The organism is Rhodococcus sp. NPDC056743 (genome assembly GCF_042790355.1).
GTDB lineage: Bacteria > Actinomycetota > Actinomycetes > Mycobacteriales > Mycobacteriaceae > Rhodococcus_F.
Genome location: NZ_JBHTZI010000012.1, coordinates 40,779 through 56,619, shown reverse-complemented (window position 1 = coordinate 56,619; position 15,841 = coordinate 40,779). Strand labels below are relative to the sequence as shown.

General features: G+C 61.1%; 13 protein-coding genes. 10 read left to right on the top strand and 3 right to left on the bottom strand.

The features are described 5' to 3' along the window. Window positions 1–13: 13 nt before the first annotated feature. Entirely contained in the window at window positions 14–1,126 is a 1,113-nt protein-coding gene (locus tag ACFRFQ_RS26155) for a GGDEF domain-containing protein (protein WP_378664346.1), read from the bottom strand. 240 nt (window positions 1,127–1,366) lie between these two features. Here ACFRFQ_RS26155 and ACFRFQ_RS26150 point away from each other — a divergent pair, with 240 nt between their 5' ends. From ACFRFQ_RS26150 to ACFRFQ_RS26130, 5 genes are all read left to right on the top strand, one after another. After that, on the top strand, window positions 1,367–1,981 hold the full coding sequence (locus ACFRFQ_RS26150; RefSeq protein WP_378664343.1) for a TetR/AcrR family transcriptional regulator: 615 nt from the start codon (window positions 1,367–1,369) through the stop codon (window positions 1,979–1,981). A 56-nt stretch (window positions 1,982–2,037) separates the two neighbouring features. Beyond that, window positions 2,038–4,386: an MMPL family transporter gene (locus ACFRFQ_RS26145; protein WP_378664340.1), complete on the top strand. Its 2,349-nt coding sequence runs from the start codon at window positions 2,038–2,040 to the stop codon at window positions 4,384–4,386. 131 nt (window positions 4,387–4,517) lie between these two features. Continuing rightward, on the top strand, window positions 4,518–6,251 hold the full coding sequence (locus tag ACFRFQ_RS26140) for an ABC transporter ATP-binding protein (protein ID WP_378664337.1): 1,734 nt from the start codon (window positions 4,518–4,520) through the stop codon (window positions 6,249–6,251). Then, window positions 6,248–8,179, top strand: coding sequence for an ABC transporter ATP-binding protein (locus ACFRFQ_RS26135; RefSeq protein ID WP_378664335.1), 1,932 nt, complete (start codon window positions 6,248–6,250; stop codon window positions 8,177–8,179). Before ACFRFQ_RS26140 ends, ACFRFQ_RS26135 begins: the two co-directional genes overlap by 4 nt. Window positions 8,180–8,249: 70 nt before the next feature. Beyond that, window positions 8,250–8,993, top strand: a complete 744-nt coding sequence (locus ACFRFQ_RS26130; RefSeq protein WP_378664332.1) for an IclR family transcriptional regulator — start codon at window positions 8,250–8,252, stop codon at window positions 8,991–8,993. Between the two features lie 5 nt (window positions 8,994–8,998). On the opposite strand, the gene ACFRFQ_RS26125 is transcribed toward ACFRFQ_RS26130, so the two are convergent. Together ACFRFQ_RS26125 and ACFRFQ_RS26120 are read right to left on the bottom strand one after the other, a co-directional pair. Further along, window positions 8,999–10,180, bottom strand: coding sequence for a multidrug effflux MFS transporter (locus ACFRFQ_RS26125; RefSeq protein ID WP_378664329.1), 1,182 nt, complete (start codon window positions 10,178–10,180; stop codon window positions 8,999–9,001). A 7-nt stretch (window positions 10,181–10,187) separates the two neighbouring features. Next, on the bottom strand, window positions 10,188–11,039 hold the full coding sequence (locus ACFRFQ_RS26120; protein WP_378664326.1) for an alpha/beta fold hydrolase: 852 nt from the start codon (window positions 11,037–11,039) through the stop codon (window positions 10,188–10,190). 101 nt (window positions 11,040–11,140) lie between these two features. On the opposite strand from ACFRFQ_RS26120, the gene ACFRFQ_RS26115 reads away from it, so the two are divergent. From ACFRFQ_RS26115 to ACFRFQ_RS26095, 5 genes are all read left to right on the top strand, one after another. Further along, window positions 11,141–11,626 carry a hypothetical protein gene (locus ACFRFQ_RS26115; RefSeq protein WP_378664323.1) on the top strand — a complete coding sequence of 162 codons (486 nt, stop codon included), beginning with the start codon at window positions 11,141–11,143 and terminating at the stop codon, window positions 11,624–11,626. Next, window positions 11,623–12,021: an acyl dehydratase gene (locus ACFRFQ_RS26110; protein WP_378664320.1), complete on the top strand. Its 399-nt coding sequence runs from the start codon at window positions 11,623–11,625 to the stop codon at window positions 12,019–12,021. The genes ACFRFQ_RS26115 and ACFRFQ_RS26110 overlap by 4 nt, the downstream gene beginning before the upstream one ends. An 81-nt stretch (window positions 12,022–12,102) precedes the next feature. After that, a complete protein-coding gene (locus tag ACFRFQ_RS26105; RefSeq protein ID WP_007731634.1) occupies window positions 12,103–13,392 on the top strand; it encodes a Rieske 2Fe-2S domain-containing protein in 1,290 nt (429 codons plus the stop codon). Between the two features lie 122 nt (window positions 13,393–13,514). Then, window positions 13,515–14,858, top strand: coding sequence for a M20 family metallopeptidase (locus ACFRFQ_RS26100; RefSeq protein ID WP_378664316.1), 1,344 nt, complete (start codon window positions 13,515–13,517; stop codon window positions 14,856–14,858). Beyond that, the gene (locus ACFRFQ_RS26095; protein WP_378664313.1) at window positions 14,858–15,814 is read left to right on the top strand and encodes a catechol 1,2-dioxygenase; all 957 of its coding nucleotides are present in this window, start codon (window positions 14,858–14,860) and stop codon (window positions 15,812–15,814) included. The genes ACFRFQ_RS26100 and ACFRFQ_RS26095 overlap by 1 nt, the downstream gene beginning before the upstream one ends. Window positions 15,815–15,841 lie beyond the last annotated feature (27 nt).

Below are 15,841 nucleotides of genomic sequence, written 5' to 3'. Positions count from 1 at the left end.
AAGTGCCGGCGTCTCATTGCATGCGGTCGAAGCGTGTCATATCGAGTGGGGCGGTATTGGCGGAGTTCCCGCCGGATGATTTTGCGTCGTACATCAGATGATCGGCGTGGACTATCGCGCGTGAGAATGCGGTGTAGTCGAATTGCTCCAGGTGTGGGGTGAACGGCATCGTGGAGGCGCCGATGCTGACTGTCGCCAGGGGTGTGTCCGTTGCTTCGACAACTGCGCGGGGCAGTGTTGCGATGCGTTTGCGTAGTCCGTAAGGGGTTCCGATCATGACGAGCGTGAATTCTTCTCCGCCGGTGCGTGCTGCATATCCGAAGCCGTTGACGTGTTGTTGAAGCCGGTTGCCGGTTCTGATGATGACGGTGTCGCCGACTTCGTGTCCGTAAGCGTCGTTGACGGCTTTGAATTTGTCGATGTCCACGACAGCGACCGCAACGTCGACGCGGTTGGCGTGTGAGATCGACCAGACTCGTTCGGCCATGTCCCACAGTCCGCGCCGGTTGAGGAGGCCGGTCAGGGCGTCGACTTTCGATCCGGTGGCGCGCGCGAGTAGTTGTCGCCAGGCGAATTGGATGGTGGCGGGGATGAAGATGACGGCGCACAGGATGACGTCGGTGCGTGCGATGACACCGGCAGTGGGCAGCGTCCCGCGAGTGACGGCGAGGATCGCCAGAGAAATGATGAACGTGCAGGAGAAGGCAAGGTGGAAGGCGAGCCATCGAAAGTTGAGGAAGTACGTGAAGTAGGCGCCGGAGGCCACGAAGAGCACTGCGCCGAAGAGTGCTGCATCGTGGCTGATGAAGGTGATGATGACGGAGGCAGTTCCGAGATCTGCCCAGATTCCGAAGAGTTTCAGGGCCCGCGACCCACGAACCTTTCCGAGAAACCAGAGAACGGTGGGGGCGAGGTTTGCTGTCGCGAATGCGATGAGCCAGGTGCGGGCGGACTGGCGGTCGGGGCCTTCGCCGCTGATCAGGAACAGATACGCAACCAAGGAAAAGTTGAGTGAGCAGAATCCGATGGTGAAGTTGACGAGCCGCAGCATTGAACCGGGGCCGTTCTTCGATCCCCACAGCATGGCCGAGGGCGGCACCGGCCAAGTGTGTAGGAGTGGGTCCATGAAATTCCTCAGTCGCTGTCTATCTGGTGGTTGAGCCGCAGCCGGTTAATTGATGGCAACCGTACTGACCATTGTCTAGTGTGTACGTGACTTTTGTCGAGGCGGTGCCGAGGTGGGTGTGTCGGCGCCTGTGGCGGGATGTGATCTACCGGGCATTGGCTTTTCGGGTGTGTCGCAATCCACAAATTTGCACGACTCTGCAAACTTGCAGATGTCTGCAAGTTCCGTAACGTGGTTGGAGTGACAACTGAGCCAGGTCTTCGAGACCGCAAGAAGGCGGCAACCCGTGGTGCCCTCAGCACTGCGGCGGCACGACTCGCTCGAGCTCTTGGAATCGAGTGCGTCACCGCTGACGCGATTGCCGCCGAGGCAGGCGTGTCGACGAGGACATTTCACAACTACTTCTCCAGCAAGGAGGAGGCGGTCCTCGCCAGCTTCGAAGATTCGGTAACTCGCTGGATCGAGGCGCTTGCGGCTCGGCCCGCGGACGAACCCATTCTCGACGTGCTCGAGGATCTTGTGGTCGAAATCGTGACTGATTCCGATCCGAGCGTGACAGAGAAAGCAAACATCTGGATGCTGTCGGATTCGAGTCCCGCTCTCTACCGGGATGCGGCTGACATGCACCAGCGGATCAACCGTGCAGTCACTCGGGCATTGGCCGAACGAACCGGCACGGACGCCGAACGGGATCTGTACCCGACACTTCTCCTTGGAGCGGTGGCCGGCGCCTGTAAATCGGTGATCGACATCTGGACCGGCGGAAAGTCGGAGGCTTCCGGTCCGGAAGAACTGGTCCACGACGCTTTTCGTCAAATTCGCGCGGGGTTTCCAGCGCCGCCACCGCGTATTTGAGAACTCACACGTAACACCTGTCCACGTACACGCACCGAAACAGCAAGGAGCCCGTCGTGGCCACCTATCTTTATCGGATCGGCAAGTTCGCCTACCGGCGAAAAGGCGCGGTCCTGAGCGTTTGGTTGATAATCCTGGTTCTGATGGGCGTCGGGGCTGCGACACTGTCCGGCCCCACCAAGGACTCCTTCAACATTCCGGGGACTCCCGCGCAGCAAGCTCAAGACCTGATGGCCGAACGCTTCCCGGACGCCCCCAACTCGATGGATTCGTTGAGTGCCCGATTTGTCCTTCAGGCGCCTGAAGGTACGACGCTGGCCGATCCGGCAAATGTCAAGGCCATGGACGACATGCTCGAGCAGATCCGCAAGATCGACACGGTCACCGACGCGGCCAAGGTCGATCCGGCGACGGCGACTCCGGAACAGGCCGCGAAGGCGTTGGTCAATCCGGTTACCGCCAACGATTCGATGACGGCGATGTTCCAGGAAAAGGCCGCTGCTACCGGCACATCCGAGGCAAAGGCAAGTTCCGACGCCGCCGCACTGTCGCCGCTCAGCGCGGACGGCACGGTCGGATACATCGAGGTGCCCTTTGTCGGTGCTGTCACGGATGCCGATGAGGCGATGCGTGATTCGATCAATGCCGCGGCCGATGTGGCGCGGGCCGAAGGACTCAACGTTCAGGTCAGTGGTACTGCGGCACAGGAAGCGGAGATGCCCGGTGGGCTCACCGAGTTGATCGGTATTGCCGTCGCTGCTGTTGTTCTTGCCATCACGTTCGGTTCGCTTGTGGCCGCTGGGCTTCCGTTGATCACCGCGATCATCGGCATCGCGATCGGCAGCCTCGGTATTACCGTCGCTACGGGATTCATGGACCTCGGGTCCATGACACCGACGTTGGCGATCATGATCGGTCTGGCAGTGGCGATCGACTATTCACTGTTCATCATGTCCAGGTTCCGGCACGAATTGACGTTGACCGACGACCGGTCGGAAGCGGCCGGACGAGCAGTCGGAACCGCCGGTTCCGCAGTGGTATTCGCTGGTCTGACGGTCATCATCGCCCTCGTTGCGTTGCGTGTCGTCGGCATTCCGTTCCTGTCGGATATGGGTGCAGCAGCGGCATTTACAGTGCTCATCGCAGTTCTCATCGCGTTGACGTTGCTGCCCGCGATCCTGGGTATCTTCGGCCGCAAGGCTTTTGCCGGCAAGATTCCATTCCTCAGTAAGAAGGCTGAGGAAACCGACGATTCGGGTAAGCCCACGTTGGCTTTGCGCTACATCAGCGCCATCGTGCGACGCCCGCTCGTTCCGCTGATCGGCGGCGTTGTACTTCTGGGTGCTTTGGCTTTGCCGGCAACGGGATTGAGCCTGTCATTGCCGTCGGAGGCGACGGGTGATCCGGCAACAAGTTCACGTCAGGCGTACGACCTGATCGACCAGGGCTTCGGTGGCGGTAAGAACGGTCCGCTGATCGGTGTCATCGACGCGAAGGATGCAGACGTTCCGGCCGGCGAGGCCTTCGAGAAGGTTGTCTCCACGATCTCGGGACTGAACGGAGTTCAGAACGCACAGATCATCGACGTCAACATCGCAGGCGATACCGCGCGGATGTTGATCACCCCGACAACCGGTCCTACTGATCCGGCCACGATGGAATTGGTGGGCAGCCTCCGCAGTGCCGAAGCGGGACTGGCAGATTCGATCGGTGTGAGTTACGGAATCACAGGTCAGACTGCGCTCGAGGGCGACATCTCGGATACCTTGCAGGACGCATTGGTGCCCTACCTTGCCGTAGTGGTCGGTCTTGCATTCATCTTGCTGCTCTTGGTGTTCCGCTCGATCCTGGTTCCGCTGACCGCAACGTTGGGCTTCTTGCTCAGTGTGCTCGCGACATTCGGTGCCACGGTTGCGATCTTCCAGCACGGTTGGTTGGGAATTATCTCGAACCCGCAACCGCTCGTGAGTTTCATGCCGATCTTCCTGATCGGTGTGGTGTTCGGCCTCGCGATGGACTACCAGGTGTTCCTGGTGACGCGTATGCGTGAGGAGTACGTCCACGGAGCTAGCGCCAAGCAAGCCGTGACTATCGGCTTCAATCACGGTGCCCGCGTGGTCAGCGCTGCAGCGATCATCATGATCTCCGTGTTCGGCGCCTTCATCGCAGAGCCGAACTCGTTCATCAAGTCGATCGGTTTCGCGCTCGCTGCCGCTGTCTTCTTCGACGCCTTCATCGTTCGGATGGTGATCATCCCGTCGGTCATGGCGCTGCTGGGCGACAAGGCGTGGTGGTTGCCGAAGTGGCTGGACAAGATTCTGCCGAACGTCGACATCGAGGGTGAGAAGCTCAGCAAGGTCCTCCGCGACGACAACGAAGCGGAACTGCAGTCCACATCTGCTTAGTCAGGTAAGGCTTACCCGCGCGTGCCGCAATCGATCTCAGGTCGGTTGCGGCACGCGCGTTTTCGTGTAATTCCCGCCGACCGAAATAACCAGCGGCACTTGTCGGCAGAGATTGGTAACCTTCGCTCACTATGCTGATCAGGCTGCTGCGCACTTATCTCGAGCCGTATCGTGGCGAACTCACGGGCGTTGTCGTCCTACAGTTTATTTCGACTATGGCTGCTCTTTACCTTCCAAGTCTCAATGCCGACATCATCGACAACGGCGTGACAAAGGGGGACACGGGCTACATCCTGTCCACGGGCGGGGTGATGCTCCTCGTGACGTTGACGCAGATCCTGTGCTCCGTGGGCGCGGTGTACTTCGGTGCTCGTGTCGCCATGGGTATCGGGCGCGATCTACGCGCGTCGGTGTTGCATCAGGTCGGCACGTTCTCGGCCCGCGAGGTCGGCTATTTCGGTGCGCCGTCCCTGATCACCAGAAATACCAACGACGTCCAGCAAGTGCAGATGATGGTGGTGATGAGCTGCACCATCCTCGTGATGGCTCCGATCATGTGCGTCGGCGGCATCATCATGGCGCTGCGTCAGGATCTGAACCTGTCCTGGATTCTAGGCATCAGCGTTCCGTTGCTGGCGATTTCGATGGGTTTCCTGATCGCGCGGATGGTTCCCGGATTCCGGCTCATGCAGGGCCGTCTCGACGCGGTCAACCGCGTTCTCCGTGAACAGATCACCGGTATCCGGGTGGTCCGCGCGTTTGTTCGCGAGCCGTCCGAGGTGAAGCGTTTCGGTGTGGCCAACGACGAACTGACCGAAACGGCACTCGGTGTCGGAAAATTGATGGCGGTGATGTTCCCGCTGGTGATGCTGATCAGCAACATCACCAGCGTCGCGGTCATCTGGTTCGGTGGGCATCAGATCGACAGTGGCGCCATGGAGATCGGCTCGCTCACCGCGATGCTCAGTTACATCATGCAGATCCTGATGGCCGTCATGATGGCTACATTCATGGCCGTCATGCTGCCGCGCGCGTCGGTCTGCGCAGAACGTATTTCCGAGGTTCTCGATACCGCGTCCTCGGTCATTCCTCCGAAGAACCCGATTCGGGAACTGGACACCCCGGGTGTCGTCGAACTTCGCGGCGCGCAGTTCCAGTTCCCCGGCGCCGAGGAACCGGTATTGCGCGACATCACCTTCCGTGCCGAGCCAGGCAAGACCACTGCGATCATCGGCGGCACCGGATCCGGTAAGACCACGTTGCTCAATCTGATCCCACGACTCATCGACGCCACGTCAGGTTCGGTATCCGTCGGTGGTGTCGACGTCCGCGACATCGACACCGACCTGCTGTGTTCCGTCATCGGACTTGTACCGCAGAGGCCATATCTGTTCTCGGGAACCGTCGCGACCAACCTTCGCTACGGAAACCCCGACGCCACCGATGAGTGGCTGTGGGAATGCCTCGAGGTCGCTCAGGCTGCAGACTTCGTCCGCGCGATGCCGGAAGGCCTGGACACTCCGGTGTCGCAAGGCGGTACGACGGTTTCCGGTGGACAGCGTCAGCGTCTCGCCATTGCGCGGGCCCTGGTGCGCAAGCCGCAGATCTATTTGTTCGATGATTCGTTCTCGGCCCTTGACCTCACGACGGACGCGAGACTGAGAGCGGCGCTGCAGCCCGTCACCCGAGATGCTTGCATCATCGTTGTGGCGCAACGTATTTCCACCATCGTCGAAGCCGATCAGATCATAGTGCTCGACGACGGTGCCATTGTCGGTGTCGGCACCCATGACGAACTGCAAGTCAGTTGTCCCACTTACGGCGAAATTGTCGCCTCTCAGCTAGCCGTACAGGACGCATCATGAGTAATCGACCGAGTTCCTCGCCTCCGATCGGGCCTCCTGGTGGTGGGGACCCCACCAAGAAAGCCATGAATTTCGGCCCTTCGCTGAAGCGTCTGCTTTCCCGGCTCAGCCCCGACAAGCCGGCTGTCATCCTGATTTTTGCACTGGTCACGGTCAGTGTGGTGCTGTCGTCGATCGCCCCGAAGATCCTGGGTAATGCCACCAACCTCATCTTCGACGGCATCATCGGTAAACAGCTTCCCGCCGGAATCACCAAGGATCAGGCGGTGGCTGGTCTGCGCGAGCAGGGGCAGAATCAGTTCGCGGACATGGTGTCCGGCATGAACGTGGTCCCTGGCACCGGGATCGATTTTTCCGAGGTCGGCCGAGTTCTGATGATCGTGCTGCTGCTGTTCGTCTGCGCGTCGCTGTTCAGTTGGTTGCAGGCGTACCTGCTCAACATCGTGGTGCAGCGCACGGTTCGCCGCCTCCGTGAGGATGTCGAGCAGAAAATCCATCGACTTCCGTTGCGGTACTTCGACACTCATGCGCGTGGCGACGTCCTCTCGCGCGTGACCAATGACATCGACAATGTCGCGCAGAGCCTTCAGCAGACTCTCAGTCAGCTCGTGACATCCGTGATGACGGTGATCGCGATCCTCGTGATGATGCTGGTCATCTCACCGATTCTGGCTTTGATCGCGATCGCGACGGTTCCGCTGTCGATCATCGTCACGGCGGTCATCGCCAAGCGCTCGCAGAAACACTTCGTTGCGCAGTGGAAGAGCACTGGTGGCATCAACGCGCAGGTCGAAGAAGCGTTCACCGGACACGAGTTGGTCAAGGTGTTCGGCCGGCAGAACGAGGTCGAGGAGCGCTTCCGCACGCAGAACGAGAAGCTCTACCAGTCGAGTTTCAAAGCGCAGTTCATCTCCGGTCTGGTCATGCCTGCTGTCATGTTCCTCGGCAATCTGAACTACGTTGCCATCGCTGTCGTCGGCGGTATGCGCGTGGCGTCCGGCACCATGACGCTCGGCGACGTGCAGGCGTTCATCCAGTACTCACGCCAGTTCACGCAACCGCTCACACAGATCGCGTCGATGACCAATCTGCTGCAGTCCGGTGTTGCGTCCGCCGAGCGGGTGTTTGCTCTCCTCGACCAGGAAGAGCAGTCTGTCGATCCCGCCGACGCTCAGTCTCCGGTCGTGTCCAAGGGCCGGGTGGCCTTCGAGGACGTCGCGTTCAGTTACAAGCCGGAACAGCCTCTCATCGAGGATCTGTCGTTGGTGGCCGAGCCCGGCCAGATGGTTGCCATCGTCGGCCCCACCGGTGCTGGTAAGACCACGCTCGTCAATTTGATTTTGCGTTTCTACGAACTCAATTCGGGCCGCATCACTCTCGACGGTATCGATATCGCCACGATGACGCGCGACGATCTGCGTTCACGCATCGGCATGGTTCTGCAGGATGCCTGGCTGTTCGGCGGCACGATCCGGGAGAACATCGCCTACGGCAAGCCGGGCGCCACCGAAGAGGAGATTCAGCGCGCCGCCAAGATGAGCTACGTCGACAAATTCGTGCATTCCCTGCCCGAGGGATACGACACCGTCATCGACGAAGAGGGCAACAACATCAGTGCCGGTGAGAAACAGCTCATCACCATCGCGCGAGCGTTCATCGCGCAGCCGTCCATCCTGATCCTCGACGAGGCCACCAGTTCTGTCGACACACGAACAGAGCTGCTGGTTCAGAGTGCCACGGCGGTTCTGCGCAGTGACCGCACAAGTTTTGTTATCGCTCACCGTCTTTCGACGATTCGTGATGCAAACCTGATCGTGGTCATGGAAGCCGGCCGCATCGTGGAGCAGGGCAGTCACGAGGAGTTGCTGCTCGCGCGTGGTGCGTACTACCGGCTCTACAACAGTCAGTTCGTGGGCGCAGAGATCTAGTGCCTTAGTACACTGGAGCAGACTTGGTCCGCTGGGTGGACCACAATCTGTGTACTGGAGGCGCTCGGCGATGCATTCGTTGCTGGGGAAAGCGCGCCTGATACTCGATTCCTTCGATGCGGACTCGGGCGCGCTGTCGCTGACCGAACTTGCGAATCGCAGTGGTGTCGCGAAGGCGACAGTGCATCGAATAGCCGGTGAACTGGTGTCTCTTGGTCTACTGGAACGGGTCGGCACCAAGTACAGGTTGGGGTTACGGCTCTTCGAACTGGGGCAGTTGGTTCCTCGTCAACGGATTCTGCGCGAGGTGTCCTTGACGTACGTGCAGGACCTTCACGCGGCGACCAAGGAGACGGTTCACCTCGCGATTCGCGACGGTCTCGATGTTCTGTACATCGACAAGATTTCCGGTCATCACGGGGTGGACCTGCCGTCGCGGGTGGCCGGCCGGTTGCCGATGTATGCGACGGCCACCGGCAAAGCGATACTCGCGTACTCACCCGACTCCGTGTTTCGAGCGGTGACAGGCAACGGGTTTGTCGAGTTCACCGACCGGACGGTGAACTCGGAAGACGGGTTACGCAGGCAACTCGACGCCGTTCGTTCGGAGCAGGTGGCGTTCGAGACCGAAGAGGTTCGCCTGGGAACATCGAGTATCGCTGCCCCGATCTTCGGCGGACACGGTGAAGCAGTTGCCGCGATCGGTGTGTCGAGTCCGCGGTACCGAATGGATACCAAGCGCTTTGCCGAACCGTTGCGCGCCGCGGCCGCGGGAATCAGCCGGAAGGTATCGGTTCTCGAACGCTCGGCATAACCGTTTTATCGACGCACGCAGAGCAGGGCGATCACGCCGAGAACCGAAGCCCCGGTCATGGAGATGGCTACGGCAAGACTGGTGTTGCCGAGAAGGCCGACGATGGGCGCAACCACAGCGGCAGCGCCGAACTGCGCAAATCCGATCAGCGCGGCTGCTGAGCCTGCAGCTTCTCCGTGACGGGACAGTGCAACCGCCGGTGCGTTGGGCATGACAAAACCCGTTGCGCAGAGCATCAGCAGGATGGGGACGGCAAACCCGACGAAGCCCCACGAGTCGGTGGCGGCAACAACAACAAATGCAGCGCCGACGGCACTACTGCCCCACATCGCCCAGATCGTGATGGAATTCGGCGACCACCGGCCGAGAAGCACGACGTTGAGCTGGGACGAACCGATCAGAACGACGGCACCGCCGGCGAAGGCAAATCCGTACGCTGTGGCGCTCAGTCCGAACTGTTCCTGCATCACGTAGGACGACGCGGCGATGTACGACCACAAAACGCCGCGGCCGAGACCGCACACGAGCACCAACACCATGAAGTGGGCATCGCGGCCGAGCGCAATGTAGTTTCGCGCGATGGCACCGATGCCCTTGCCTGACCGATTCTCGGGTGGAAGTGTTTCCGGCAGCGACACTGCCGCGAGCGCGATCATGGCGATGCCCAGGAGGAAGAGAGCGAGAAAGACTCCGCGCCACTGCGTTACGGACATCAGTGCCCCGCCGATGGAGGGGGCCAGGATGGGCGCTACGCCCATGACCAACATCAGTCGCGAAAGTACCACCGCTGCATCGTGTCCGGTGAAGAGATCGCGAACGATCGCCATCGCGATCACGCCGGTCGCGGCGGCGCCGAAACCTTGAAGGGTCCGCAATGCGGTGAGGACTTCGATGGACGGAGCAAAGAAGCAAGCCAACGACGCGCCGACGTGAATTACTGTGCCCACGAGCAGGGGGCGTCGACGTCCGTAGATGTCGGACAGTGGGCCGATGAGCAACTGACCGAACGCCAGGCCGAGCAGTGTGCCAGTCAGGGTCAGCTGAACCATCGTGTCCGACGTGCCGAATTCCTGCGTGATCTGCGGCAGCGCAGGAAGATACATATCGACGGTGAACGGCCCGAGGGCGGTGAGAATTCCGAGAAGCAGTACCAATCGGATCCGTGCACCGCCCGTCGGCGCGATCACCGTTCGTTCAGTTGTGCTGTTGGTCAAGGAAACCCGAAACTACACTGTAGTAGTCGTATGGTCGTTCTTCCTGAAGATGATGTGACGCCTTGTCCATGATGTAGAGGTGGCCATGGGGAATCATCCGCGCCAGCATGAGCGGGTAGTCCGGGGTGAGGAACGCGTCGTGCATGCCCCAGGCGAAGAGCGTCGGCGCCTGGATCTGGCCGAGTTCAGCTGTGAGATCCTGCCAATCTCCCCGAGGTGAGTCCGCCGAGGCAGCCAGGGCCATTTCTTCGGGGTCGAGGCTTTGCTCGTACCGCATCTGGAGGGTTTCGGCGGGCAACTTCGATCCGTCGAACCATTCGAGGCTGGTGATCAAGGTGCGAAGCTTTTCGAGCGTGGGACCGGTGCCGCCGTAGTAGACGTCGCGGGCGTTGCGGCCACGACGGCCATCCTCGGGGAGCGGCGCGAGTGGTCCGTAGAAGACGGGCATGCTGCCAGTGATCACCAGGGACCGAACGCGTTCCGGGTACTTTGCCGCAAGATTGAGCGCTATGGTGCCGCCCCACGAGTTGCAGACGAAGTCTGCGCGTTCGATTCCGAGCTCGTCGAGCAGGGCAATCATCTTGGCGGCGTGGAAGTCCCACATGGGTCCGGTGATGGTGCACTTGTCCGACCGGCCGTATTGCAGGAGATCAACGAGAATCGCTCGTCGATCCGAGGCGAAGAGCGGTGCCACCGGCCCGAAGTCGGACCATGCAGTGCAGCCGGGGCCACCTCCGTGCAGGAAAATCGTGGGGTCGCCCTCGCCGAGGTCGTAGTAATGGAATGTGACGCCATCTGCTTTGGCGTACAAGCTCTTCGGTTGATCAGCCATGGCTATACCTGACCTCGAGGTGAGCGGTATGGGAAGTATTGCGGTCCGGCAGGCGAACCCGGTTCGTGGCTGCAGCACTCCCGAATGCCTAGCGTGCTGGCATGAGAACAGAACTCGAGCACGCGCGTGAGCGCGCAGAGGCGATGATCGGTACGCGGGAAACGCGAGAGTTGGGAACGGTACGTCCGGCGGAGTCAGTTGCCTTTGCGGTTGCCGCCGCCGAGACGGACGCCCGGTTTCTGGACCCCCAGCACCCGGAATTTGCCATCCATCCGATGTATCTGCCTTCGCTGTTGCGAGGTCCGCAAGGCGGCTTCGATCGAGAGTACCGAGCAGACGGCATGTTTCGTGACGAAGTGCCGGGCACAGACGGTATCGACGTGCGCTTGATGGCCGGCGGGCAAAGTGTGACGTTCTTGCTGCCGGCCCCGCTGGGTGAGGACGTCGTGGTGGGGCGCGTACTCGATACCGTGACGACCAAGGGCCGGGCTCCGGACGAGTTTCTGCTGCTCTCGGTCACCAAGACCTATCGGGGTGCGCAGTCCGGCGCATTTGCCGAGGTCGTCGAGAAGTTCATCGTCCGATGACCGAAACAACAGTCGTGGGCACACCGATCGAATCGGTGACCTTGGTCTGCGATCCGGTTCGGATCCTTCGATTCGGGGCGTCGACGCACAATTCGCACCGTATTCACTACGACGCCTCCTATGCGCAGACGGAGGGGTTGTCCGCACCGGTGGTCATGGCCCAGTTGCAGGGCACGCTGTTCTTTCGTGCCGCGTCACAATTTGCCGGTGGATACCAAGGAGTTGTGTCCGTCTCCTGGCAGAATCGTGCGCCCGCGCCCGTCGGAACCACGCTCGAGGTGTCGGGTGAAGTGTCCCAAATCGACAGTGAACAACTGACTTTGGCGTTGCGTGAGCATTCGGGCGATGGCGTGCTGTGTGCCGTCGGAACAGCTGTGGTGGTCCGGGTCTGCTGAGCGAACCGAATCCGTTGGCGTAGACCGCATTGTCACCCAAGATCTGTTTCATTCAAACGTTCAGTGTCGAGAGGACTTCACATGACTGGTGTCGAGGCGTCGGAAGCCACGTTCGCGCTGCCCGAGCGGCCACGAGCGGCCGGTCGGCAGGATTGGACGGCATGGCCGGGTTACAACGCAGCCGGCAGCGGATACCGCGGTTACTGGTACCCGGTCACGTGGTCGAACCACATCACCAAAGACCCCAAGAGCTTCACCATCTGTGGTGAAAAGCTGGCGATCATCCGCGACGCAGGCAAGGCCTATGCCCTGCACGATCGGTGCCCGCACCGCGGCGTTCCGTTGTCCGAGGGCGATCAGCAGTTCCCGGGAACCGTCAGCTGCCCGTACCACGGCTGGACGTACCGGCTCACCGACGGCAAGCTGGCCGCGGTCATCACCGACGGTCCGGATTCCAAGATCTGCGGCAAGCTGAACGTCCAGACCTATGCGATCGAGGAGCGACTCGGTCTGGTGTGGGTGTACATCCCGATCGCCAACGAGCCGGCGCCGTCCATCGACGACCAGTTGCCGCGTGAGCTGGTCGAGAACAAGGGTATCGTCGGTGGTCGTATTCAGCCCCGAGAAGGCAACTGGCGCTTCGCATGTGAGAACGGTTTCGACGAGGGACATGCGAAGTACCTGCACCGCACCGCATTGTGGCGTCTGTTCAAGCCGATGCCCACGTGGAACATCACGAGCATCGTTCCGGAGGGACGCTGGATCTACCGCGTGCAGGAAGAGGTGTACTGGGAGGCGGAATTCCCGGGAGTGGGAACCTGGACGAACAAGCGGTGGTGGAAGAAGAAGCCGGACGAGACCCAGATTTCCCAGATCGGAAACGTCGGCGCCGGTCTGGATGTCAATCCTGTGATCGCAGCTCAGAACTTCCCCGGTTTTGCTTCACTGTCCATGCCGGGTGTCCTGCGCATCGCGTATCCCAAGTTCATTCACTACGAGTTCTACGTCCCGGTGGACGAAGACAACCACAAGTACGTCGGCCTCATGGTCAACTTTGTTTCCGGCGCAGCAAAATTGGGCTTCTACGCCAAGTACCTCGGCGCGATCCGCTGGCTGTTCCACGGTCAATTCTCGGGACAGGATGCGTGGATGGTCGAGGTCACCGACGCGCCGCCGGAGAAGCTGTACCGACCGGACGTGTCGCTGACCACGTGGCGAAACCTGGCAGAGGAAGAGTACGCCGAGAAGATCGCCGACGCGGCCAAGCACACCCCCAAGGCGCCGGTCAGACCCACCCGAGAGCGACGGACGCCAACGCCCCGCTCGGCCCCTGTCGCCGACGCTCAGATTCCCACCGGCACCAGCGAATAGGAGAGATACATGTTCAAGATTCTGACGGCTGTTGCTATCGGTGCCGCTGTTGCCGTGGCAGTTCCCAAGCTGTGGCAGTTGGCCGGCGAGCACAGCAATACTCAGGTCCATCAGGTCAATCCATGACCACTGCGAGGGCCGACGCTCTCGCAGGCCTGGATGACGAGCGGCGGGAATGGGTCGAGCGAGCCTGCGCCCACGTCGATCGAGCGAGGTTGCGGGATCTCGCCACTTCGGTAGTGAACATTCCCAGCCCGACGGGTGACGAAGCACCGCTGGCCCGCCACATCACGGCGGTCTTGGCAGCGTCGGGCATCGAGGCCCACACAATGGATCTCGATGATCGGCAGGCGAACTCGTGGGGAAGGCTCCGCGGTGACGGGTCCGGACCGGACCTGCTGCTGTACGCGCCGATCGACACCGTCACGACGGGCGATCCGGTGGAAGACCTGCCGTGGGTGGGGAACGAGCTGCGAGCGGATCTGACGCCGCACGCTCAGTTCGACGAGAACTACGTGATCGGATTGGGTGCGTCGAACCCCAAAGGCCACGCCGTCTGCATTGTCGCGGCGGCCGAAGCAATTGCCGCAGCCGGTATTCCGCTCCGCGGTGATCTAGTGCTCGGATTCGGCGCCGGCGGTATGCCGACCAATGCCCGCCCCGGTGTCGGAAACCCCCGACGCAACACCGGCCAGGGCGTCGGTTGCTCGTTCCTCCTGGAACAGGGAGTGTGGGCGGACTGCGCGTTGATCGCCAAGCCCGGCTGGACGGTTTCCTGGGAAGAAGTGGGACTGGCCTGGTTCGAGATCACGGTGCACGGTCTGCACACCTACGTCGGCTCGCGCCACCGGTTGCCGTACCGCAACGCGATTACCGCAGCCGGCGAGGTGGTCGCCAAGTTGGAGGAATGGTTCCCGAAGTACTCGGCGGCGCATCAGGACGGTTTGGTTGCGCCTCAGGGGATCGTTGCCAACATCCGCGGCGGGTGGGAGCGAACAGCGTCGTTCACCCCCGAGCAGGTGCGCCTTACCGTTGATCTGCGGCTCAGCCCGCGGACGACGCCCACCGCAGCCAAGCGTGAACTCAAAGCCGTCGTGGCGGAGATCGCACAATCGCTGGATCTGCAGATCGACGTCGAACAGGTTCTTGCCATCCCCGGTGAGGGTTCCGACCCTCGAATGTGGTTGCGCCGCGCCGCAGTCGACGCGTGGGAAGCTGCCGAAGGAGAGCCGCATCAGGACTTCTTCGACGCCAGTGGAGCCACCGACGCAAACATCCTGCGCAGCCGCGGCATCCCGACGATTCGGGTGGGCATGCCCAAGGTGGTCGACGCACCGTTCGAGGTGGACTTCGCGATGGGGATGAACACTGTGGATCTGGCTGCGGCGGAGAGGTTTACGAAGTATCTGATCCGAGTGGCCCTCGACACCGTCACCCGCTCGCTCGAGGAAGTAGGAATCGACTGATGGCGAAGATAGTTCTGGGTATCGGTGCCTCCCACAGCACCTTGATGAACACCCATTGGGAAGAGACGACGCACAAGGCGGAGGCCGAACGCTTCCGGGACGCGCTGTATCTGAGCCGGGAGAAGATCGCGGCGTCGAAACCCGATGTTGTCTTGATTCTCGGCTCCAACCACTTTCGCGGTTTCTGGCTGGATCTGATTCCGGCCTTCACTCTCGGTGTCGGAGAGTGCATTTCCAGTGGCGAGTCAGGTACACCCAAGGGCCCGCAACCGGTCGACGTGGAGTTCGCCAGGCACCTTGCAAACGAACTGATCGAAGGTGGCCGGTTCGATCTTGCCTACTCGGCGCGATTGCAGATCGATCATGGTCAGTCTCACGCGATTCAGTACCTTCTCGACGGAATCGACGTTCCGATAGTTCCGTTGGTGGTCAACGTATTCGCGCCACCTCTCCCGACATTCAAGAGATGTGAGGAAGTGGCGAAGGCCCTGCGGGATGCTGTTGCGTCGTATCCGGCGGATACCCGCGTCGTGGTGATCGCGTCCGGCGGATTGTCTCATCGTCTGCCCTGGCCGGACTGGCGTGATCCGCACGGTGAGGACGAGGATTTCATGGTTCAAGCCTGGCTGGACGGCCGGGAGAACTGGTCAGACTACGACGTCCGGCGACGCCAGATCATCCGCGCAGCCGATGCCGCGATCACTCCGGAGTTCGATGACCGAATTCTTGACCTGTTCGCCAGCGGCAAGGCAAGTGAGCTTGCCGAGTTCACGACGGAGCAAGTCGAAGACGAGGCCGGCAACGGTGCGCAGGAGCTGCGGACCTGGCTCATGATGGCCGCGATGCTCGACTACGTTCCGGGTGAACGCCTTGCCTACGAAGCGATTCCCGAGTGGCTCACCGGTATGGGTGTCACGATTCTCGATCCAGCTGGAACAGCCAGCGCAACAACATAATCTGCACCTTCAGCAAAGGAATTTCTC